This window comes from Pacificoceanicola algae, assembly GCF_049341065.1.
Classification (GTDB): Bacteria; Pseudomonadota; Alphaproteobacteria; order Rhodobacterales; family Rhodobacteraceae; genus Pacificoceanicola.
This window is the reverse complement of record NZ_JBMPIX010000027.1, coordinates 1-18,251: the sequence shown is the minus strand read 5'-3', so window position 1 is coordinate 18,251 and position 18,251 is coordinate 1. Positions and strand designations below refer to the sequence as shown.

Sequence of the window (18,251 nt, the reverse complement as noted above, 5' to 3'; positions counted from 1 at the left end):
ATGCTGAAAGCCAAACTGGGCATGTCGCCAATCGCATGGTGGAACGACGATCTGCCGGAACTATCCGATGACGTCAGCCTTGAGGAATGCCTGCGCCAGTCGCGCAGCGCCGGGTTCACCGGGATGGAACTGGGTCAGCGCTTTCCCACCAACCCCGATGAGATGCTGCCGATCCTGCGCGCCGCCGATGTAACGCTCTGCGGCGGCTGGTTCTCCGGCACATTGGTGGACGAGGATCTGAGCGCCAACAAGGACCGCATTCAGCCGATGATCGAACTGTTCAAGGCGGTCGATGCCCCTTGCATCGTTTACGGCGAGGTCGCGCGCTCGATCCAAGGCAACCGCGCGGCGCCGTTGAACACCAAGCCGGTGCTGACGGATGACGAGATGACAGCCTATGCCCGCAAGCTGACCGAGTTCGGCGAATGGTGCGCCGAGCAAGGCATGCCGCTGTCCTATCACCACCACATGGGCGCGGTGGTTCAGTTCCAGCACGAGCTTGACGCCTTCATGGCGGCATCGGGCGAAGGTATTCCGCTGCTTTTGGACGCCGGCCATCTGGCCTTTGCCGGTGGGGATCCGCTGGCCGCCATCGACAAGCACCACGCGCGCATCACCCATGTCCACGTCAAGGACATCCGGCGTTCGGTCACCGATGCGCTGGACCGCGATAAAGAAAGCTTCCTAGATGCGGTGATCAAGGGCGCCTTCACCGTGCCCGGGGATGGCAGCCTTGATTTCGGCGCCATCGTGCAGCGCTGTGCGGACTACGGCTATGAGGGCTGGTTCGTCGTTGAGGCCGAACAGGACCCGGTCGCCAACCCGCCACAAAAAATGGCCGAGGTTGGCCATGCAGAGCTGATGCGGGTGATGACAGCCGCAGGATACGAGGTGATTTCATGAACCGGATCGACGGAAAAATCGCAGTCGTGACGGGCGGCACCCAAGGCTTGGGTGCTGCCATTGCCACGCTGTTTGCCAAGGCCGGCGCGGCAGGGATCGTGATCGTCGGCCGCGGGGTTGAAAAGGGTCAGGCCAAGGCGCGGGCAATCACCGAAGACACCGGCGTACCGGTTCATATGATCGCCGCCGACCTGTCCCGGATCGAAGACGTGCAGCGCGTGATCCCCGAGACGGACAAACGCTTTGGCCGGGTTGATATTCTGGTGAACGCCGCGGGTCTGACCGACCGGGGCAACCTTTTGAATACCTCGCCCGAGCTGTTCGACCGCATGTTCGCCGTCAATACACGCGCGCCTTTCTTTCTGATGCAGGACGCGGTCAAATTGATGGAGCGCGAAGGCATCGAGGGGACCATGGTCAACATCGGCTCGACGTCGGAGCACGCAGGTCAGCCCTTTATCGCGCCCTATTGTGCCTCCAAGGCGGCTTTGGCGACGCTGACCCGCAATTCGGGCTATGCCCTGATGCGCAACCGGATCCGGGTGAACCAGTTGGACATCGGCTGGATGAATTCCGACCACGAGCGCGCCTTGCAAGCGGCGGAATCCGGCGATCCCGAGTTTATCGACAAGCAGGCCGCGACCATGCCCTTTGGCCGGCTTCTGGAACCTGCCGAAGTTGCCAGGGCGGTGCTTTGGATGGCCTCCGAAGACAGCGGCATGATGACCGGCGCCGTCATCCATTTCGACCAGTCGGTCTGGGGCGGTTATGACGGGCAGGCCCCTGCCCCCGAGGACAAGCTGCGCGCCTGAGCGCTTCGGCTCAGGTCTTGAGCCACGCGGCAAAATCCTCGGTGTAATCGGGATGCCAGCGTGACAGCGGCGCGCGATTTTCGGTGATGTCCTGCGCCGCCCAAAGGATACGCTTGGCATCTGTCGCGCGGTCCACGTCGTTGTCTGGGCACAGGATATAAAAGTCGTCCCGGTCAAGCGACAGCAACAGAAAGTCCACCACTTGGGCTGGCGTCCATGCCCCCTCGGGCTTGTCCGTGCGGCCCCGCGCGGTCAGCGGGGTGAACACCCAACCGGGGATGAACAGGCGCGCCTCGACCGCGCAGCCATCGATGTTGCGCAATTCGTGCTGAAGCGCTTCGGTAAAGGCCTTCACGCCAGCCTTGGAAACATTATAGGCCGGATCCCCCGGCGGTGTCGTAATCCCCTGTTTCGACCCCGTATTCACGATCAGACCGGGGCGCCCGCTGGCGGCCATATCCGGGGCGAAAACCTGCGATCCACGAATGATCCCCCACATGTTGACACCAATGATCCGATCCCAATTCGCTTCGACGTCAAAGATCGAACTGCCGGGCTGCATTCCGGCGTTGTTCATCAGAACATCCACCGGGCCAAGCTGCGCCTCGACTTGCGATTTCAGGTCGCGCAACTGGTCTGGTTCGGCCACATCCACGCCAACGGCCAAGGCGGCTCCGGCTTTTTGACGTGCAGCCTCAAGGCCCGGGCCGGGCAGATCGGCGATACAGACCTTCATGCCCAGCTCGGAAAGCCGCCGTGCGGCTTCAAGCCCGATGCCCGAAGCACCGCCCGTCACCACTGCCACATTGCCCGGTTTGATCGCTGCGTGCATGTCCATCTCCCTCTCGGTTTCAGCGCAAAGCCTCCCTCCTATCAGCGCAAAAGTACAGCCCCTGGGAACCTTTCGGTCGGCTTCGGCGTTTCACTTTTGAAACCGCGCTCAAAAATCATGGCGCAGCAAAGGGGGCTTTTGAATGTCAGCTTCAGATCACGTGAACGATGCCGCCTTTGATACGGCGCGAACCGCCGACAACCCGCGCGATGGAGCGTCCAAAGGGTCGCTTGAAGATTGCGCCCTGCAAGAAGTTGCGAGGCAGGTTGATGGCGCCATCGCCCGGTTCAGTGAACAGGGGTTGGAAGAAACGCTTGCCGATGTGACCCAATTCGCCCGGCGTAATCCGCTGCTTTTTCTTGGCGGCGCTGCCCTGGCTGGCTTTGCCGCCGCACGCGTTCTCAAGGCGGAAACACCGCCGCAAAGCGCGCCGGGAAATGATCCATGGAGCGGTCACCTCGCGGCAGCCGAGCCAAGGGAGACGCGATGATGAGTCAGGACAATTTCAGGGATGTGCCGGGACTTCTGGCTAGCTTGGCGGGCGAATTGCGCCAACTTTTCAGCACCGAACTTGCATTGGCCAAGGCCGAGGTGTCGCGCAACATGGCGCGCGCCGCGAGGGCGCTTTGGATTGGAATTGCCGCTTTCCTGCTGGCATTGGCAGGTCTGCAAACCGTTGCTGCCTCGGCAGTGATCGCGCTGGTTGATGCCGGGCTTGGATGGGGGGCAGCGGCCTTGGCCGTTGGTGCGGCTTGTCTGGTGCTGGCGTTCGTTCTGACCTCGGTTGCCAAAACCCGCTTGTCGGCCAAGACCCTCATTCCCCGCAAAGCAGCACAGCAAGTAAAACGCGACCTTGCCCTCACACAGGAGATGAGCCGTGGCTGATTTCGAGATCGACGAACTGGAACGCGACGCAACCCGGCAGCGGGCCAAGGTCAACGAGCTGTTCCAACGCCTCAGTGACACAGCAAACCCTGCCCGCGCGGGTCAGGACGCCATGCAGACCGGCGCTGATTGGGCGCAAGATGCCGCCTCCGCAGCGGCCCTCGCTGCCAAGGCGCACCCCGCGGCACTGGCGCTGATCGGCGCTGGTGCCGCGCTATTGCTCAGCCAGTCAGCAAAGCGCGACCAGCCTGAACCTGAGCCTGCGCCGATGGCGCCAACCGCCGCAGACACCAGCCCGGATGCACGCAGCCTAGAGCTGGCGATGGAAAGCGGGTTGGAGCCCCTTCCCGATGGCGCACGAGGAAGGGTCTTGGCGGCCCGCCAAAAGGCCCTCGACGCCCAACGCGCACTCGAAAAGCACGCCGCACAACTGGGCGAGACAGCAAAGCGCAGCCACACAGATCACCCCCTTATCACCGGCGCACTGGCGTTGGGGTTTGGTGCAGTGGCAGGAGCCTTGCTGCCATCGACCCGCAAAGAAGGCGCCCTGCTCGGCGCGCGGCGTGATGCGGCCCTGCGCGAAGCCGAAGCCATGCTTCACCGCGAAATAAGCGCCTTGCAAGCCCGCGCAAGCAATGCACCAAACGAAAGTGACCAAGGGCCAGACACGCATGTTTGACGCCCCCGCACGGCTGCTGCCCAAAGCGGCAACCTGGAGCCTGATCTTGATCGCAACGCTTTTGCTGGTCGCCTCTTTGCGGCTGGCAGACAATCTTGTCGCCCCGATCGCATTGGGGTTGGTCTTTGCTCTGGTTCTGGCGCCGCTTGTCTCGCTGCTGCAAAAGATGGGCGTGCCGCGCGCGATCAGTGCCACCGCGGCCTTGCTGACGGCGGGTGGGCTTTCGATCCTGATGATTGCCCTGCTCGGTCCTGTGTTGATCGAAGCAATGGAGCAGATGCCCCGGATCAAAATGGAGGTGCAATGGTGGCTGCAACGCGTGACCTTTTCCGTCCGCGGTCTGGATGAAATCGGCGACGAACTGAATCGCACCATCACAGAGGGCGGAAATCAAGCTGTGCCGACCATTGTCGAAATGCTTTGGATGGCACCGGATTTTCTGGGCCAAATGCTGATTTTTGCAGGCACGCTGTTTTTCTTCCTTCTGACGCGCGACGATATCTATGCGACGTTTGGCAGCCAAAAGTTGGCGCTGTACCGTGCCGACCGGGCCGTTTCGCATTATTTCGTCACCATCACGATGATCAATGCGGGCCTTGGCTTGACCTGTTTTGCCGTCATGGGCGCATTGGGGCTGAGTTACCCGATGCTCTGGGGCTTGGCCGCCTTTGTGCTGAATTTCCTGCTGTACCTTGGCCCGATCACGCTGATTGGCGCGCTGACCATCGCCGGGATTTCCCAATTCTCGGGGATTCATTCCTTTTTGCCGCCTTTGGCCTTTTTCGCGATGAACCTGACTGAATCGCAATTCGTCACACCGATGTTGGTCGGGCAAAAGCTGCACATCAACCCGCTGGGGGTCTTTCTGGCCATCCTCTTTGGACTTTGGCTTTGGGGGCCGATTGGCGCCATCGTCGCCATACCTTTGATGATCTGGCTGACCACTTTTTGCGCCAGTACACCCGCATTCACGAAAGAAGAACTGATATGACTGCACCGTTTAGTAACCTGCCAGAAATGTCCGGTACGCCCCGCAAGGCCGGGATCGAGATTGAATTTGCAGGGCTGACCGAAGAACAGACCGCCCGTATCATCGCTGATGAACTGGGCGGCGAGATCCGCGAAGACGGATCGCACGCCTATCAGGTCGAGGACACGGCGCTTGGCACCATCAAGGTCGAGTTGGACATCTTTCTGCGCAAGAAGCAGGGCGGTGCGCTTTTGGAGGGCGGCCTTGATCTGGCGCGCAGCGTTGTGCCGGTCGAAATTGTCTCGCCGCCGTTGACGCCCGAACAGATCGGACAGTTGGACAGCCTGCGCGACAGGCTCCGCCGCGAGGGCGCTTTGGGGTCGCGCGACGGGATGTTTCTGGGCTTTGGCGTGCATCTCAACCCCGCCCTATCCGGCAATGCCGACCATGACTGCAAAGTCATTCTTGCCTATGGATTGCTGGAAGATTGGCTGCGAAAGACCGATCCAATTGACCCAACCCGGCGGCTTTTGCCCTTTGTCGATGCATGGCCGCGCGCGCTGGTCGATGCCTTGGTCGAGGCCCGACCGAGCGATCTGCGGCAGGTCATGGAGATCTATGCCGAGCACACACAAAGCCGCAATCACGGGCTCGATCTGCTGCCGATCTTCATGGACATGGACCCCGACGGTTTCGACAGGGCCTTTCCCGATGTCGGCAAAACCTCGGGCCGCCCGGCCTTTCATTTCCGCCTGCCCGATTGCCGGATCGACGAAGCCGATTGGTCATTGCGGGACTCTTGGGAGGTTTGGCAAAAGGTCGAAAACCTTGCCCAGGATGCACGCATGTTCGACGCGCTTTGCCGCGATTGGCAGGCCGAACGCGACCAGTTCCTGAACTCGCGCGGCCGCTGGGCCGACAAGGTCAGTGAACGCCTGGAGGCAAACCACGAGGCACAGATCGCATGACCCGCCCTCGCATTGGCGTCACCACCTCGGGGCGGTCGGGGTGGCGCATCTTTCCGATCGTCAATCTGAACCTGTGGCTAGCGGGAGGGCGCGGCGTCCGTTGGGGTGCCGGGCGGCCCGCCGATCTGGACGACGTGGACGGCATCATCATCGGTGGCGGCGACGACATCGCGCCTGAACTTTATGGCGGCAAGCTGGGCATTTCGGTGCGGCTGGACCGGGATCGCGACTCATTCGAGCGCGATCTGGCGGAAACTGCAATCCAGCAAGGCATCCCCGTACTGGGGATCTGCCGCGGCGCGCAAATGCTGAACGTCGCCCTTGGCGGCACGCTGGATCAGACCGCCTGGCAAACCTTTGGCCAGCAAGAGATCATCAAGACAATCCTGCCCCGCCGCGCCATAGACATCACCCAAGGCAGCGTTCTGGAGCGGATTGTCGGACCAGAAGAAATGACAGTGAACGCCTTGCACACCCAAGCAATCGACAAGCTGGGTAAGGGTCTTAGCGTGGTGGCGCGTGACAAGGCCGGGATGCCGCAGGCAGTGGAATGTTCACGTGACCCCTTTGCGCTTGGTGTGCAATGGCACCCGGAACATCTGTTTTATGCCCGGCGCCAACGCGCCATTTTTCGCGCCCTGGTCAGTGCCGCCGCCGAGCGCGCCGAGGGCCGTGCAGCGCTGGCCAAATCCGCCAAAGCCTGACTCCGTTCAGGGATCGGGTTCGAAATCATGCGCCTCGAAACAGACCACATAGCGGAACAGCCCCTCGTCTCGTTCGATTTCTTCTTCCCCGTCCAATTGGCCAACAAAGGCGCGCATCAGCGTGCTGCCCAATCCGCTGCTTTCGGTTTCATCCTCATCCGGCGGCGTAACAGGAGCGCCCAAGGTATTCTCGATGAACAGGCAGACGGTGCCAGTATCCGCGATGCTCAGGTCAACGGCGATGCGTGGTGATCCATCCTTGGGGATGCCGACATATTTCAGCGCGTTGGTCAGGGCTTCGGCAAGCAGCATGGACAAAGGCACCGCCTGATCGGGGAACAGCAGCACTTCATCAAGCCGGGTCACCACCTGTACCCCGGTTTCGCCCGGCAGGCCCGAGAGATCCTTGACCATGGCATCGATCATCTCGGCGGCGTTCACAGCGGTCATGTCGGGCGTGGTATAAAGCGTGCGGTGCATCATGGCGAGCCCGCGCACCCGGCGCTGCAGCCCCGCCAACATCCGCCGCGCTTCGGGCGTTTTCGCGGTACGGGCCTGCATGTTCATGATCGAGGCGATCAGTTGCAGGTTGTTCTTGACCCTGTGGTGAACCTCTTTCAGAAGCACTTCCTTGTCGCGCAGATCCTGTTCCTGCTGGGCCTCGGCCTGCGCCAGAAACAGCACCATACGGTTGAAGGCCCGCGCGGTATCGGCCAATTCTTCGGGCGGATTGTCCAATTCAACACGCCCGCCGTGCAATTCGCCCAAAGCGTATTGGCGCATGGCCGAGCGCAGCTTTGAGATATGCCGGATCACCAGACGCTGCACACTGAAATAGGCCACGGTCACGCCGACCGCCCACATCAAAGCGGGAAACAAGATCGACAGGAAGACACTGAACCGAGACGCGCTTTCCCGCGCGCTGCTTGCGGGCCAGCTGCCAACCAGAACGACGCTGCCAGGGATCATGGCGCTGACCGCGAAGACGCGCTTTTCACCGCTGCTGACAACCGCGTCGAAGGTCTGGCCAATCTTCTTGCCCAGTGTGTCCAGAGGTATATCGGCGGGCAGAAAATCCATTGCCGACTCGGCGCCCCCGGTGGCCGAGATGACTTTGCCCTCGGTGTTGATCGTCGCCAGCCGCAGACCTTCTTCCTCGTTGCCGTCAGACATCAGCGCATTGGCCAACCGGTGCGGAATGGAAATGCTGACGAAACCAATCTGCTGCCCGTCCTGCCAGACCGGGTGACTGGCAATGATCACGGCTTGCCCTGTGACCGCCCCGCTCGCGCTGATCTGAACCGTCGGGCCACCCTTTGACATGGTTTCGATAAAGACACGGTTCTGAGAAAAGTCGCGGGTTTCGCCGGCTGAACTACACTCCATCAAGCCCGTCTCGTCGACGAAGCCCGCGAAAATGAACTGCGGATGGCCTTCGATGAACTGTTGCATCACCTCAGTGCAAATACCGCGATCCGTTGCAATAACGGTTGCCCCCAACCCTTGGGCTGCACCAAGCGCCTCCTGGATCAGTTCGCGCTCGGCCATGGCGGCTTCGACCGTGCGCCCCTTGAGCGAGGCCCGGTTGAGCGAACGCGCTTCTTCCAGCACCGCCTGCGTTTGATACAGCGAAATGACCCCCAGCGGCAAAAGCGCAAGGGACAGCATTGCGACCAATCGAGCCGGCAGGCTGCGCAATTTTGCGATACGGCGCCTCACGCGGGCAAGTTCCCGATCACGCGGCGCTTGGGTTTTCAGCAACGATGGCAGCGGTCACCGCATCGGTCGCCTCAAGCGTGTCGTCGTCATCCAGCCCCATAAGCTCGGACAGGCGCGCGCGTGCGCGATTTACCCGGCTTTTGATCGTGCCAACTGCCACGCCGCAGGTTTCCGCTGCCTCTTCGTAGGAAAAGCCGCCAGCCCCCACCAGAACAAGCGCTTCTTGCTGTTCTTCGTTCAACTCGGCAAAGGCCGTGTTGAAGTCGCGCATCTGAAGGCGACCATCGTGATCGGGCTTTTGCGCAAGACCGGCAGACAGTACACCATCGCCGTCTTCAACCTCGCGGCGGCGTTTGCGGAAGTGGGAATAATAGGTATTGCGCAAGATCGTGAACAACCAGGCGCGCATGTTCGTCCCCGCCTGAAAACTGTCGATCTTGGTCCATGCTTTGACCAGCGCATCCTGCACCATGTCATCAGCCGTGGCTGAGTTGCGCGTCAGGCTCATGGCGAATGCGCGCATGGCCGGAATATGCTCGACCAGCTCCTCGCGGGGGTCACGCGTCATGCTGATCCCCTTCGTCCTGGGGCTTGGAGTCGGCGGATTGCAGTTGTGCTAAAAGCTGAGTGAAGCGGTCCGGGATATCCTGCTGAAGCACATCGTCGTAAGCGCGCTTGAGGTTGGCTTCGATCTCTTGCTGTAGCCTTGAATTTCGGTTTTCTCGGGTCATGTGATCACTTGCAAAGTTTAAGTTTTTTGGCACGTCTCGGGAACCTAACACGATGGAGCGCGTTTGGTTCCCAGTTAGACCGAAAAAAAGGACGGAAAGAATGACTGAACGCAGTGGCGGGGATCTGGCGTCCAAAGTTGGCAGTACGCTTCCCTATTTGCGCCGTTATGCGCGCGCTCTGACCGGATCGCAGCAGCGCGGCGATCAATATGCCATGGCCACACTCGAAGCGATCCTTGGTGACCCGTCCAGCTTTGATGCGTCGCTGTCGTCCAAATGCGCGCTGTTCAAGGTATTTCATTCGATTTGGGTCACCACCGGTGCGCCCCTCAGCGAAGATGAAACAGGCTTGGCCGGAAAGGCGCAGGGGCACATGTCCCGGTTGACCTCCGGCACCCGCGAGGCATTGCTGCTGCATACGATCGAAGAGCTGTCCTTTGCCGAGGTCGGCGCAGTGATGGATGTCTCGACCTCCGAGGTCGAACAACTGGTCACCATCGCCTATGCCGAAATGGCCCAGTCCGTTTCGGGTCGTGTGATGATCATCGAGGATGAGGCGATCATCGCTGTCGACCTCGAAGCGATCACCGCCGAGATGGGCCATAAGGTCACCGGGGTGGCGCGCACCGAAACCGCCGCGATTGATCTGGCGAAGCGCGAAAAGCCGGATCTGATCCTGTCGGACATCCAGCTTGCCGACAATTCCAGCGGCATTGATGCGGTGAATTCCATTCTGACAAACCAACCCGACACACCGGTCATCTTCATCACCGCCTTCCCGGAACGGCTTTTGACAGGCGAAGGTCCGGAACCGGCCTTCCTGATCTCAAAACCTTACACTGAAGAGCAAGTCCGTTCGGCCATTAGTCAGGCGATGTTCTTTTCGTCAACCGAAACGCTCAAGGCTTGATCCAACTGAAGCGGCAAAAGTACCCCCCGGCGCGATGTAACGCATAGGCTCCGGGGGATACGACGCAAAACGAGGCTGGCGCGACCTTCGCGCCTGTTCTTTGAAGACTTTATCGCTGTTCGGTGATCTGTCACGGACGGATAGTGGACGTCGATCCGGGAATTTTTCCAGGTCGCCCTTTATTGAATCAGTTTCAGGAAACGCCGGGCTGCCGAAGCTCTATCCCCTTCTTGCCACGCGCATTCGACCAATTTCCTTCCGCATCACGCTTGATCCCCGCCCGACAAAGGGCATCCAGGCTTCGGTCCGCATCCCCCTACCACAAGCCGTGCCGAGACAACCAAGCACCGCAGCTCGCCCCATCAGGATTCACCAAGAGGTGCAGACCGCCTCGATCACTGGATTTTTGGTTTTTCCTGGGGCTTTAGCCCGCCCAGTGCAGTGTCGACCTGTGCCATGAATCACCTGCTGGTGTCACGGAAGAACCCGATACCCGTGTTGCATGGATCCATTGAGCCGAACTGAGAAGAATTGGTTTTCGGGAGGTCTATTTCAAACGACTTGCGCGCCATCCGGGACTAAACAATCAGGGAAGTGGCAGCCCGTAGGGGAATCGAACCCCTCTTTCCAGGTTGAAAACCTGGCGTCCTAACCGATAGACGAACGGGCCAGCGTCGTGGCGTGAGGCGGGTTTTATGAAATGCACCGCGTGCTTGCAAGCCCAAATTTCAACTTTTCCGCCCCAAGGCCAAGTTTTTTTGCCGCGCCGCGAAAACAAGGATTTCTCTTTAAATAACAATGCCCTGCCGTCAAACATCGCGATCTACTGCGAAGCGGGTGCCGCATCTTCCAGTCTGAGTTGCACGGAACGTCGTCCGCCCCACTCGTTGACCTCCAAGCGCCCTGCCAAATGGAATCGGGCGCCGCCATGATTCATCAAGGCTGTGCCCATCGGGCCGTCAAAAGCGCCAAATGAAATGCCCTCCAGTCGTCCGCCAAGACCGTCATCGCAGGCAATCTTGAGATGCCCCGTCCCGACCTGCCGCGCAAAGGAAATCCGCGCGTCCGCGATAGCGAAACGTGGACCGGGCGCGCCCTGCCCAAAGGGACCCGCGCGCTCAAGGTTCTCGACCAGATCGAGGTTTGCCGCGCCGGGCATCAGCATCCCGTCAAGGCGCAAATCAGACGGGCCGCCCTCGCCTGCCCCCTGCTTTTCCAAGAGCTGAGACAGGCGCGCCATCGCCGATTCCAGTTGATCCTTCGCAACGGTCAGACCCGCCGCCATCCGGTGGCCACCTCCCTTGATCAGCAGCCCTTCGGCCGCGAGCCTCTGAACCGAAGCCCCTAGATCGACGCCGGAAACCGACCGCCCGGAGCCCTTGCCCTCGCCACCGTCCAAACCAATGACAACCGCTGGGCGGTTGGTCAGCTCCTTCAGCCGAGACGCCACGATCCCAACCACCCCGGGATGCCAACCCTCGCCTGCAGCCCAGACCAGCGGCGTATCCAGCCCGCGCTCCTCGGCCTGCGCCAAGGCGGCGGCACGCACGGCGGCCTCGATCTCGCGCCGTTCGGTGTTCAACTGATCCAGCCGTTCGGCCATGGCCTGCGCTTCGTGGGAGTTGTCCGTCGACAGCAAGCGCGCACCAAGATCGGCCTGTCCGATCCGCCCGCCAGCATTGACCCTGGGCCCGAGGACATAGCCCAAGTGGTAAGAGGTCGGCGCCGTCTCAAGCCGGGCCACATCGGAAAGCGCCACCAGACCGGGCCGCGCGCGCGCGCCCATGACTTTCAACCCTTGCTGCACAAGGGCGCGATTGACCCCTTTCAGCGGCGCCACATCCGCCACGGTCGCCAAGGCCACCAAATCGAGAAGCGACATCAGATCCGGCCCTTTGGCCCCGGCCTCGCGCAATTGGCGCCCGGCTTCGACCAGCATCAAAAAGACCACCGCCGCCGCGCAAAGATGGGCCAGATCGCCGCTTTCGTCCTGACGATTAGGGTTCACCACCGCATGGCAGTCGGGCAAGGTCTCGCCGCCCAAGTGATGATCAAGGATCACCACATCGGCCCCCACCGCCGCGGCAATCGCCTCGTGCGACAGGGTTCCGCAGTCCACGCAAACGATCAGATCGTGCGCCGCAGCCAGCTCTCGCATGGCGGGCGGGTTCGGGCCATAGCCCTCGTCGATCCGGTCTGGAACATAGAGCGTCGCGGCCACGCCCATCTGCCGAAGCCAGTGGATCAACAGCGCGGCCGAGCTGCCCCCGTCCACGTCATAATCCGCAAAAACCGCGATCTTTTGCCGCCCGCGCACCGCAGCCAAAAACCGCGTCGCTGCTTTTTCCATGTCGCGCAGGCTTCGCGGGTCTGGCAGCAGGTCCCGCAGTTTCGGCTCCAGATATCCCGGAGCCTCTTGCGGCAACACGCCCAACCGCGCCAGAACCAGCGCAAGCCCACGCGGATAGCCATGGGCCTGCACCAAAGCCTCGGCCTGACGTTCCACCTCGGCCGAGGGTCCGACCCAGCGCCGCGCGGTCAGACTGTTCTCAACACCAAGAAAGCCCAAAGCCGCGCCCCTGCTTCAAATTGAAAAACCCGGGGTGACATGCCAAAGGCACGGCGGGGACAAAGCCCCCAAACCCCGCCCAACCTCAGGAGGTTGGATTGCGATAGGTCATCCGCCGGACCGACCCGGTCTTCGAGCGCATCAAAAGCGTTTCAGTGGTCAGCCAACCAACCTCGCGTTTGATGCCCGGCAAAAGCGAGCCGCCGGTCACCCCGGTTGCGGCAAAGATCACGTTGTCGGTGACCATCTCATCGCGCGTATAGATCTTGTCCAGATCGGTGATCCCGGCCTTGGCCGCGCGGCCACGTTCGTCATCGTTGCGGAATAGCAGGCGACCAAAGATCTGACCGCCCATACATTTCAAAGCGGCTGCCGCCAGAACCCCCTCGGGGGCGCCGCCCGATCCCATGTACATGTCGATCCCTGTGATGTGCGGCTCGGCGCAGTGCATGACACCGGCCACATCGCCATCGGTGATCAGGCGAATGGCGGCCCCGGTGGCGCGGACTTCGGCGATAATCTCTTCGTGACGCGGGCGTTCAAGGATACAGACCGTGATGTCGGAGGGCGCACAGTCTTTGGCCTTGGCCAGCGCTTCGACACGTTCCTTCGGGCTCATGTCCAGCGACACAACTCCTTCGGCAAAGCCGGGGCCAATGGCCAGCTTGTCCATGTAAACATCCGGCGCATGAAGCATGGTGCCGCGCGGGCCCATGGCAATAACGGTCAACGCGTTGGGCATGTCCTTGGCAGTCAGCGTCGTGCCTTCCAGTGGGTCCAGCGCGATGTCCACGCCGGGGCCGTTGCCGTTGCCCACTTCCTCGCCGATGTACAACATCGGCGCCTCGTCGCGTTCACCCTCACCGATGACCACAACGCCCTTGATGTCCAGCTGGTTCAGCTGTTCGCGCATTGCGTTGACCGCGGCCTGATCGGCGGCTTTTTCGTCGCCGCGGCCGATCCAGTTGGCGCTTTCGATGGCGGCCTGTTCGGCCACGCGGGCAAGCCCAAGCGAAAGCATACGGTCATTGAAGTCAATTTTGCTGGTCATGGGCCTGTCTTCCTCGAGTACAATTGTTGCCATTGATGTACCCCGAGCCCGTCCCCAGCGGCAAGGGCCGCTGGCGCTAACGGTGCCGTCAGGAAAAGAAAAGGACAAAACCGGAAAGCCGTGGCAGACCGCGGCGGTCAGACTTCTTCGATCCGCAGGGCGACCGGTTCTGAAGAAACGACCCCGGTGGTTGCCATCCGGCCCAGCGCATCGTCCAGAGCGGCGCGGGTGGTCTTGTGTGTGACAATCAGCACGGGCGCGCTGTTGTCCACATGATCGTACTGGCGCATCCGGTGGATCGAGATCCCGGCCTCGCCCAGCGCTGTCGCGACCTTGGCCAGTGCGCCCGGTTTGTCCATCAGCGCCATCCGCAGGTAGTAGGGCGCAGGCGCAGTGGCCTGTGCTGGGGTGCTTTTGACCAGGGACGTGGCCGGTTGGCCAAAGGTCGTCATGCGCAGCCCGCGCGCGATGTCCATGACATCGCCCATAACTGCACTCGCGGTCGGACCTTCGCCTGCGCCCGCGCCGCGCAACACGACCTGCCCCACCTGATCGCCTTCGACGACAACCATGTTGGTGCCGCCCTCAAGCTGCCCCAAGGGAGAACTGGCGGGTACAAGACAGGGCGCCATCGATTGCTCGAGGCCCCGGCCCGTCATGCGCGCCACGCCAAGCAGTTTGATGCGATAGCCCATGTCGGCGGCCTGCCGGATATCCTCGAGCGCGACGCGCTGGATGCCTTCGAGTTCGACCGCGTCGAAATCGACCTGCGTGCCAAAGGCAATCGACGAGAGGATCGCCAGCTTGTGACCTGCGTCAATGCCGCCAACGTCAAGGTTGGGATCGGCTTCAAGGTAGCCCAGCTTGTCAGCCTCGTCGAACAGCACGTTATAGCCCTGCCCGGTCGCCTCCATCCGTGTCAGGATGTAATTGCAGGTGCCGTTCATCACGCCCATCACGCGGGTGATCTCGTTTCCGGCCAGCCCTTCGGTCAAGGATTTGATGATCGGGATGCCGCCAGCAACAGCCGCCTCAAAGCGCAATACGCAGCCATTGGCTTCGGCCAGTTCTGCCAGCGCCTGCCCATGATGCGCCAACAGTGCCTTGTTGGCGGTCACAACGTCCTTGCCAGCCTTCAGCGCGGCCTCGGTTGCGGCCTTTGCCGGGCCATCACTACCGCCCATCAATTCGATAAAGACATCCACGTCGTCACGCGTTGCCAGCGCGACGGGATCGTCTTCCCAAGCGTAAGACGTCAACGGAACGCCGCGATCCTTGTCGCGATTGCGCGCGGAGACAGCCGAGATTTCGATCGAACGGCCCGAACGCTGGGTTAGCAGAGCCGCCTTCTGACGAGTGATCTTGACGACACCCGCCCCGACAGTTCCAAGACCGGCAATACCAAGGCGCAAAGGGCTGGACATGAAAGGAGGCTCCTGATCGGTGGTGACGTGTTTCGCCCCGGTTAGCGCCACTGGCAAAAAGGTGCAACGGGCGCAGTGGCCGCAGAGGCCTGAATTCTGCGGCTGGATGGTTTTCGGGACAATAAAGTGCGGATTATTGCGCCGCCCTTAACGCCGCCGCCTTTTGGCGCAGCCGCGCAAGGCGCGCCTCGATCCCAGCAGGTCCGGCGGTCACCCGGCGCAGCCGCGCCGCCCGCGCCTGAAGTCCCGCAACCCGGCCCTGCACATTGGAGATCACGTCCACCGTAGCGCGAGGTTCGGGGCCGACCAAAAGGCCGTCCAGCGAAATCAGCTTGGGGTATGGCGCCTGACCGATTCCCGGTGTCTGCGCCGCGTCGAGTTCAGGAAACTGCGTGCAGGCCGACAGCCCTATGACAAGAACGGTCAACAGAGTTTTGGCGCCAAGGCGCAGGGGCGTATGGGCCAAACGTGCCATGTCTCTCTCTTGCCGCACTCTGAACGCGCGCGCAAGCCACACGCTTGATCTGAACGTGCGTTCAGATACACCATATGGTCATGGCACGAACTCAAGGCAGTCACTCCCAGATCACCGGCCCGCGTGTGCGCGACGCCGCCCTGCACCTCTTCGCAAAGCACGGGTTTGCCGCGGTTTCAATGCGCCAGATCGCGTCGGAAGTGGGCGTTCAGGCCGGTGCGCTTTACAATTACACGCCGGACAAACAGGCCCTGCTGTTTTCACTGATGAAGGGCCATATGGATGAACTGCTCGAAGACTGGGCCGCCCTGCCGCAAAGCGGCGCTCCGCTGGAGCGGCTCGAAGGCTTTGTCCGCTTTCACATCCGGTTTCACCTGCACCGGCCCGAGTCGGTCTTCATTTCCTACATGGAACTGCGCAATCTTGAACCTGCGAATTTCGAGGTGATCGAAGGGCTGCGCCGCGATTACGAAAATGCCTTGGAAGAGATCCTGCGCGCGGGCCACGCCGATGGCAGCTTTGACGTGCCCGATTCAAAGATCACAACTTTGGCGGTCATCGCCATGCTGACAGGCGTCACCACATGGTATCGCAGCGGCGGGCGCCTGTCCGAAGACGAGGTCGCTCAGGTCTATTGGGACATGGTGCGCAAAGCCGTCAGCGCCTGACCGCTCAGCGTTTGGCCTGAATGCTGACGAGATACTCCAGAAGCGCCACCAATTTGCGCGGCGTGGGCGTTTGCACGCCATCACCGGAATCAAATGGCACCAGGTCGCCCTCAAGCAAGGCGCCAAACTCGGGCATTCCCGGCCCGGACATGTCCGACCGCGCATAGCCGTCGATGATCGACATGATCTTGGCGCGCGGAAAGGTTCCGCCGTGGCGGACTTCGATCAGTGTCAGGTTCTTTGGCGGCTTGGCCATGGAGCGCGCCATTTCGCCGTCTCCCTTGGCATCTTCGCCGTGGCAGACCGCGCAATTTTGCATGAACAAGGCGCGCCCGTCTTGTGGCCCAGGCATTTCCGCCGTTTCCTGACAGGCCGCAAGGGCCATGAGCCCGCTTAGAACAATCGCGAATTTCCGCATCTCGATCCCCTTGTCTTGCATTGCCTCTTGGTCGCAAGAGCAGCAGGCCCGTGCAAGGCCTATTGCTGAATCACCTCAAGATAGTCGACCAATTCGACCAGCGCGCGCGGTGTGCTGACCACTTGACCCGAGGGCGACACCCAGTCGATCTGCTCTCCTTCCAGCACCGGGCCGAATTGAGGCATGAGCCCCAAGTGGTGTCGCCCCGGATAGCCATAGATCTGCGCCATCACCGCTTCGTAAGGAAAGACGCCGCCATTGTTTTCGCGCAGCATCGTCAAATCTGCGGGCGCAACCGGCAACTCGGCGGCCAAACGCCCGTCGCCCTGCCCCAGCGTGCCATGGCATTTCACGCAATAGCCATCATACAGCCCCCGGCCACTGACCGGCACCTCGGGTTGCGGGTTGCACGCACCCACCAGGGCCATAAGTGCCATAGATAGTCGAACCATCGCCTGCTCCGAAGTCTTGTTCTTCTTTTTGTATTTACGGTAACAGCTTGCGCCCTTTTCCGGAAGAGAGACATGATCTGCATCATTCGCGGGTGACATCGCCCGAAAGCGCGGCCAATGTGCCAAAAGCGCAAGAGGAGAGAAGATGTTGGACACCGATCAGGCGCAGCGTCTGCTGGAGGAAAATTTCGCTGACTGGGTACAGGCCCTATCGCCCAAGGTGGTCCAGATTGGCCCGGAGGGGGCGGTTCTGGAAATCCCGGTCACACCTGCAATTGCCCGGGTGGGCGGTATCGTCTGCGGGCAGGCTCTGGCGACCTTGGCGGATACCAGCATGGTCTTTGCCTGCGCCGGTAGGCTGGGTGAGTTCAAACCAGTGGCGACCACCAATCTCGAAACCCGCTTTCTCAGCGCCGCCCGAGGAGATGCCGTGCGTTGCGAAGCGCGGGTGATCCGTGCCGGGCGGGCCTTGATCTTTGCCGAAGCCATGCTGCTGTCGCAGCCCGATGGCAAACCCGTGGCTGCGGCAAGCGCAACTTTCTTTCAGCCGTAAGGACACGACATGGGGCAATATGCATTGGTGATGCTCGCCGCCGGGATCGGCATTCCGCTTCTGGCCGCTTTGAACGCCGCTTTGGGCATCCGGCTGGGATCGCCGATGGCCGCAGCCATGATCCTGTTTTGCGTGGCCTTGCTGGCCTCTACCCTTGCCTGGGGCATCACCGGGGCAAGCGGTCTGGCGCGCATTGGCGAAGCGCCCAGACATCTGTTTCTGGGCGGGCTTCTGGTTGCCTTTTACGTGCTGTCCGTCACCATCATCGCGCCGCGCTTTGGCGTTGGGAACGCCGTGTTTTTCGTGCTGATCGGACAGTTGATCAGCGCTGCGACGATTGACCATTTCGGCCTGTTCGGCGCAAGGATCAGCCCGCTGACCCTGACGCGGGCCACGGGGATTTCGGTCATGGCGCTTGGTGTCTGGATCACGCAGCGCGCCTGAAACGGAGCTAGGTCATGTTGACAAAAGGCTGACCCAAAGGCGGATGGACGTGATGTCTACAAAACCAAGGAAGCTTTCTGCGGT

Annotated in this window: 22 protein-coding genes and 1 tRNA gene; 12 read left to right on the top strand and 11 right to left on the bottom strand. The window is 61.4% G+C overall.

The window, feature by feature from the left end:
* Positions 1–903 carry a myo-inosose-2 dehydratase gene (gene iolE, locus ACOYQJ_RS22815; RefSeq protein WP_422908231.1) on the top strand — a complete coding sequence of 301 codons (903 nt, stop codon included), beginning with the start codon at positions 1–3 and terminating at the stop codon, positions 901–903.
* Positions 900–1,715, top strand: coding sequence for an SDR family oxidoreductase (locus tag ACOYQJ_RS22810; RefSeq protein ID WP_422908230.1), 816 nt, complete (start codon positions 900–902; stop codon positions 1,713–1,715). The genes iolE and ACOYQJ_RS22810 overlap by 4 nt, the downstream gene beginning before the upstream one ends.
* Positions 1,716–1,725: 10 nt before the next feature.
* On the opposite strand, the gene ACOYQJ_RS22805 is transcribed toward ACOYQJ_RS22810, so the two are convergent.
* Positions 1,726–2,547 carry an SDR family NAD(P)-dependent oxidoreductase gene (locus ACOYQJ_RS22805; protein ID WP_422908229.1) on the bottom strand — a complete coding sequence of 274 codons (822 nt, stop codon included), beginning with the start codon at positions 2,545–2,547 and terminating at the stop codon, positions 1,726–1,728.
* Positions 2,548–2,689: 142 nt separating this feature from the next.
* Between ACOYQJ_RS22805 and ACOYQJ_RS22800 the strand changes: the two genes are divergently transcribed.
* The 6 genes from ACOYQJ_RS22800 to ACOYQJ_RS22775 are packed head-to-tail and all read left to right on the top strand — an operon-like array spanning position 2,690 to position 6,753.
* Complete coding sequence (locus ACOYQJ_RS22800) at positions 2,690–3,037, top strand: hypothetical protein (protein ID WP_422908228.1); 348 nt, start codon at positions 2,690–2,692, stop codon at positions 3,035–3,037.
* Positions 3,034–3,432, top strand: coding sequence for a phage holin family protein (locus tag ACOYQJ_RS22795; protein WP_422908227.1), 399 nt, complete (start codon positions 3,034–3,036; stop codon positions 3,430–3,432). The genes ACOYQJ_RS22800 and ACOYQJ_RS22795 overlap by 4 nt, the downstream gene beginning before the upstream one ends.
* Positions 3,425–4,111 carry a hypothetical protein gene (locus ACOYQJ_RS22790; protein WP_422908226.1) on the top strand — a complete coding sequence of 229 codons (687 nt, stop codon included), beginning with the start codon at positions 3,425–3,427 and terminating at the stop codon, positions 4,109–4,111. The genes ACOYQJ_RS22795 and ACOYQJ_RS22790 overlap by 8 nt, the downstream gene beginning before the upstream one ends.
* On the top strand, positions 4,104–5,102 hold the full coding sequence (locus tag ACOYQJ_RS22785) for an AI-2E family transporter (RefSeq protein ID WP_422908225.1): 999 nt from the start codon (positions 4,104–4,106) through the stop codon (positions 5,100–5,102). The genes ACOYQJ_RS22790 and ACOYQJ_RS22785 overlap by 8 nt, the downstream gene beginning before the upstream one ends.
* The gene (locus ACOYQJ_RS22780) at positions 5,099–6,049 is read left to right on the top strand and encodes an amidoligase family protein (protein WP_422908224.1); all 951 of its coding nucleotides are present in this window, start codon (positions 5,099–5,101) and stop codon (positions 6,047–6,049) included. The genes ACOYQJ_RS22785 and ACOYQJ_RS22780 overlap by 4 nt, the downstream gene beginning before the upstream one ends.
* The gene (locus ACOYQJ_RS22775; protein WP_422908223.1) at positions 6,046–6,753 is read left to right on the top strand and encodes a gamma-glutamyl-gamma-aminobutyrate hydrolase family protein; all 708 of its coding nucleotides are present in this window, start codon (positions 6,046–6,048) and stop codon (positions 6,751–6,753) included. Before ACOYQJ_RS22780 ends, ACOYQJ_RS22775 begins: the two co-directional genes overlap by 4 nt.
* Before the next feature lie 6 nt (positions 6,754–6,759).
* On the opposite strand, the gene ACOYQJ_RS22770 is transcribed toward ACOYQJ_RS22775, so the two are convergent.
* From ACOYQJ_RS22770 to ACOYQJ_RS22760, 3 genes are read right to left on the bottom strand one after another with little or no spacing between them, the layout of a single operon-like run.
* Positions 6,760–8,472: a sensor histidine kinase gene (locus tag ACOYQJ_RS22770; RefSeq protein WP_422908222.1), complete on the bottom strand. Its 1,713-nt coding sequence runs from the start codon at positions 8,470–8,472 to the stop codon at positions 6,760–6,762.
* Between the two features lie 16 nt (positions 8,473–8,488).
* On the bottom strand, positions 8,489–9,040 hold the full coding sequence (locus ACOYQJ_RS22765; protein ID WP_422908221.1) for an RNA polymerase sigma factor: 552 nt from the start codon (positions 9,038–9,040) through the stop codon (positions 8,489–8,491).
* Positions 9,030–9,203 carry a NepR family anti-sigma factor gene (locus tag ACOYQJ_RS22760; protein WP_422908220.1) on the bottom strand — a complete coding sequence of 58 codons (174 nt, stop codon included), beginning with the start codon at positions 9,201–9,203 and terminating at the stop codon, positions 9,030–9,032. Before ACOYQJ_RS22760 ends, ACOYQJ_RS22765 begins: the two co-directional genes overlap by 11 nt.
* A gap of 100 nt (positions 9,204–9,303) precedes the next feature.
* Between ACOYQJ_RS22760 and ACOYQJ_RS22755 the strand changes: the two genes are divergently transcribed.
* Positions 9,304–10,113: a response regulator gene (locus ACOYQJ_RS22755; RefSeq protein ID WP_422908219.1), complete on the top strand. Its 810-nt coding sequence runs from the start codon at positions 9,304–9,306 to the stop codon at positions 10,111–10,113.
* A 595-nt stretch (positions 10,114–10,708) separates the two neighbouring features.
* On the opposite strand, the gene ACOYQJ_RS22750 is transcribed toward ACOYQJ_RS22755, so the two are convergent.
* The 5 genes from ACOYQJ_RS22750 to ACOYQJ_RS22730 all read right to left on the bottom strand — a co-directional run bounded on the left by ACOYQJ_RS22750 (position 10,709) and on the right by ACOYQJ_RS22730 (position 15,632).
* Positions 10,709–10,783, bottom strand: a tRNA-Glu gene (locus ACOYQJ_RS22750).
* A gap of 153 nt (positions 10,784–10,936) precedes the next feature.
* Entirely contained in the window at positions 10,937–12,682 is a 1,746-nt protein-coding gene (gene recJ, locus ACOYQJ_RS22745) for a single-stranded-DNA-specific exonuclease RecJ (RefSeq protein WP_422908218.1), read from the bottom strand.
* Between the two features lie 85 nt (positions 12,683–12,767).
* Complete coding sequence (gene glpX, locus ACOYQJ_RS22740; protein ID WP_422908217.1) at positions 12,768–13,733, bottom strand: class II fructose-bisphosphatase; 966 nt, start codon at positions 13,731–13,733, stop codon at positions 12,768–12,770.
* 137 nt (positions 13,734–13,870) lie between these two features.
* Positions 13,871–15,157 carry a homoserine dehydrogenase gene (locus tag ACOYQJ_RS22735; RefSeq protein ID WP_422908216.1) on the bottom strand — a complete coding sequence of 429 codons (1,287 nt, stop codon included), beginning with the start codon at positions 15,155–15,157 and terminating at the stop codon, positions 13,871–13,873.
* A gap of 133 nt (positions 15,158–15,290) precedes the next feature.
* Positions 15,291–15,632, bottom strand: a complete 342-nt coding sequence (locus ACOYQJ_RS22730) for a hypothetical protein (RefSeq protein WP_422908215.1) — start codon at positions 15,630–15,632, stop codon at positions 15,291–15,293.
* An 80-nt stretch (positions 15,633–15,712) separates the two neighbouring features.
* On the opposite strand from ACOYQJ_RS22730, the gene ACOYQJ_RS22725 reads away from it, so the two are divergent.
* Positions 15,713–16,300 carry a TetR/AcrR family transcriptional regulator gene (locus ACOYQJ_RS22725; RefSeq protein ID WP_422908214.1) on the top strand — a complete coding sequence of 196 codons (588 nt, stop codon included), beginning with the start codon at positions 15,713–15,715 and terminating at the stop codon, positions 16,298–16,300.
* Between the two features lie 4 nt (positions 16,301–16,304).
* Here the strand turns inward: ACOYQJ_RS22725 and ACOYQJ_RS22720 are convergent, their stop codons facing one another.
* A complete protein-coding gene (locus tag ACOYQJ_RS22720) occupies positions 16,305–16,718 on the bottom strand; it encodes a c-type cytochrome (protein ID WP_422908213.1) in 414 nt (137 codons plus the stop codon).
* Positions 16,719–16,777: 59 nt separating this feature from the next.
* Positions 16,778–17,170, bottom strand: coding sequence for a c-type cytochrome (locus tag ACOYQJ_RS22715; RefSeq protein ID WP_422908212.1), 393 nt, complete (start codon positions 17,168–17,170; stop codon positions 16,778–16,780).
* 145 nt (positions 17,171–17,315) lie between these two features.
* Here ACOYQJ_RS22715 and ACOYQJ_RS22710 point away from each other — a divergent pair, with 145 nt between their 5' ends.
* Positions 17,316–17,723: a PaaI family thioesterase gene (locus tag ACOYQJ_RS22710; protein ID WP_422908211.1), complete on the top strand. Its 408-nt coding sequence runs from the start codon at positions 17,316–17,318 to the stop codon at positions 17,721–17,723.
* Positions 17,724–17,732: 9 nt separating this feature from the next.
* Positions 17,733–18,167 (top strand): DMT family transporter, encoded by a 435-nt coding sequence (locus ACOYQJ_RS22705; RefSeq protein WP_422908210.1) that lies wholly within the window; start codon positions 17,733–17,735, stop codon positions 18,165–18,167.
* Positions 18,168–18,251 lie beyond the last annotated feature (84 nt).

Bases quoted from the DNA above. Each gene is read 5' to 3' on its own strand.
- ACOYQJ_RS22725 (WP_422908214.1), top strand. From the start codon at position 15,713: ATGGCACGAACTCAAGGCAGTCACTCCCAGATCACCGGCCCGCGTGTG.
- ACOYQJ_RS22810 (WP_422908230.1), top strand. From the start codon at position 900: ATGAACCGGATCGACGGAAAAATCGCAGTCGTGACGGGCGGCACCCAA.
- ACOYQJ_RS22705 (WP_422908210.1), top strand. From the start codon at position 17,733: ATGGGGCAATATGCATTGGTGATGCTCGCCGCCGGGATCGGCATTCCG.
- ACOYQJ_RS22785 (WP_422908225.1), top strand. From the start codon at position 4,104: ATGTTTGACGCCCCCGCACGGCTGCTGCCCAAAGCGGCAACCTGGAGC.
- ACOYQJ_RS22765 (WP_422908221.1), bottom strand. From the start codon at position 9,040: ATGACGCGTGACCCCCGCGAGGAGCTGGTCGAGCATATTCCGGCCATG.
- ACOYQJ_RS22760 (WP_422908220.1), bottom strand. From the start codon at position 9,203: ATGACCCGAGAAAACCGAAATTCAAGGCTACAGCAAGAGATCGAAGCC.
- ACOYQJ_RS22730 (WP_422908215.1), bottom strand. From the start codon at position 15,632: ATGGCACGTTTGGCCCATACGCCCCTGCGCCTTGGCGCCAAAACTCTG.
- ACOYQJ_RS22780 (WP_422908224.1), top strand. From the start codon at position 5,099: ATGACTGCACCGTTTAGTAACCTGCCAGAAATGTCCGGTACGCCCCGC.
- ACOYQJ_RS22795 (WP_422908227.1), top strand. From the start codon at position 3,034: ATGATGAGTCAGGACAATTTCAGGGATGTGCCGGGACTTCTGGCTAGC.
- ACOYQJ_RS22775 (WP_422908223.1), top strand. From the start codon at position 6,046: ATGACCCGCCCTCGCATTGGCGTCACCACCTCGGGGCGGTCGGGGTGG.
- ACOYQJ_RS22715 (WP_422908212.1), bottom strand. From the start codon at position 17,170: ATGGTTCGACTATCTATGGCACTTATGGCCCTGGTGGGTGCGTGCAAC.
- ACOYQJ_RS22710 (WP_422908211.1), top strand. From the start codon at position 17,316: ATGTTGGACACCGATCAGGCGCAGCGTCTGCTGGAGGAAAATTTCGCT.
- glpX (WP_422908217.1), bottom strand. From the start codon at position 13,733: ATGACCAGCAAAATTGACTTCAATGACCGTATGCTTTCGCTTGGGCTT.
- ACOYQJ_RS22755 (WP_422908219.1), top strand. From the start codon at position 9,304: ATGACTGAACGCAGTGGCGGGGATCTGGCGTCCAAAGTTGGCAGTACG.
- ACOYQJ_RS22720 (WP_422908213.1), bottom strand. From the start codon at position 16,718: ATGCGGAAATTCGCGATTGTTCTAAGCGGGCTCATGGCCCTTGCGGCC.
- ACOYQJ_RS22800 (WP_422908228.1), top strand. From the start codon at position 2,690: ATGTCAGCTTCAGATCACGTGAACGATGCCGCCTTTGATACGGCGCGA.
- ACOYQJ_RS22735 (WP_422908216.1), bottom strand. From the start codon at position 15,157: ATGTCCAGCCCTTTGCGCCTTGGTATTGCCGGTCTTGGAACTGTCGGG.
- ACOYQJ_RS22805 (WP_422908229.1), bottom strand. From the start codon at position 2,547: ATGCACGCAGCGATCAAACCGGGCAATGTGGCAGTGGTGACGGGCGGT.
- iolE (WP_422908231.1), top strand. From the start codon at position 1: ATGCTGAAAGCCAAACTGGGCATGTCGCCAATCGCATGGTGGAACGAC.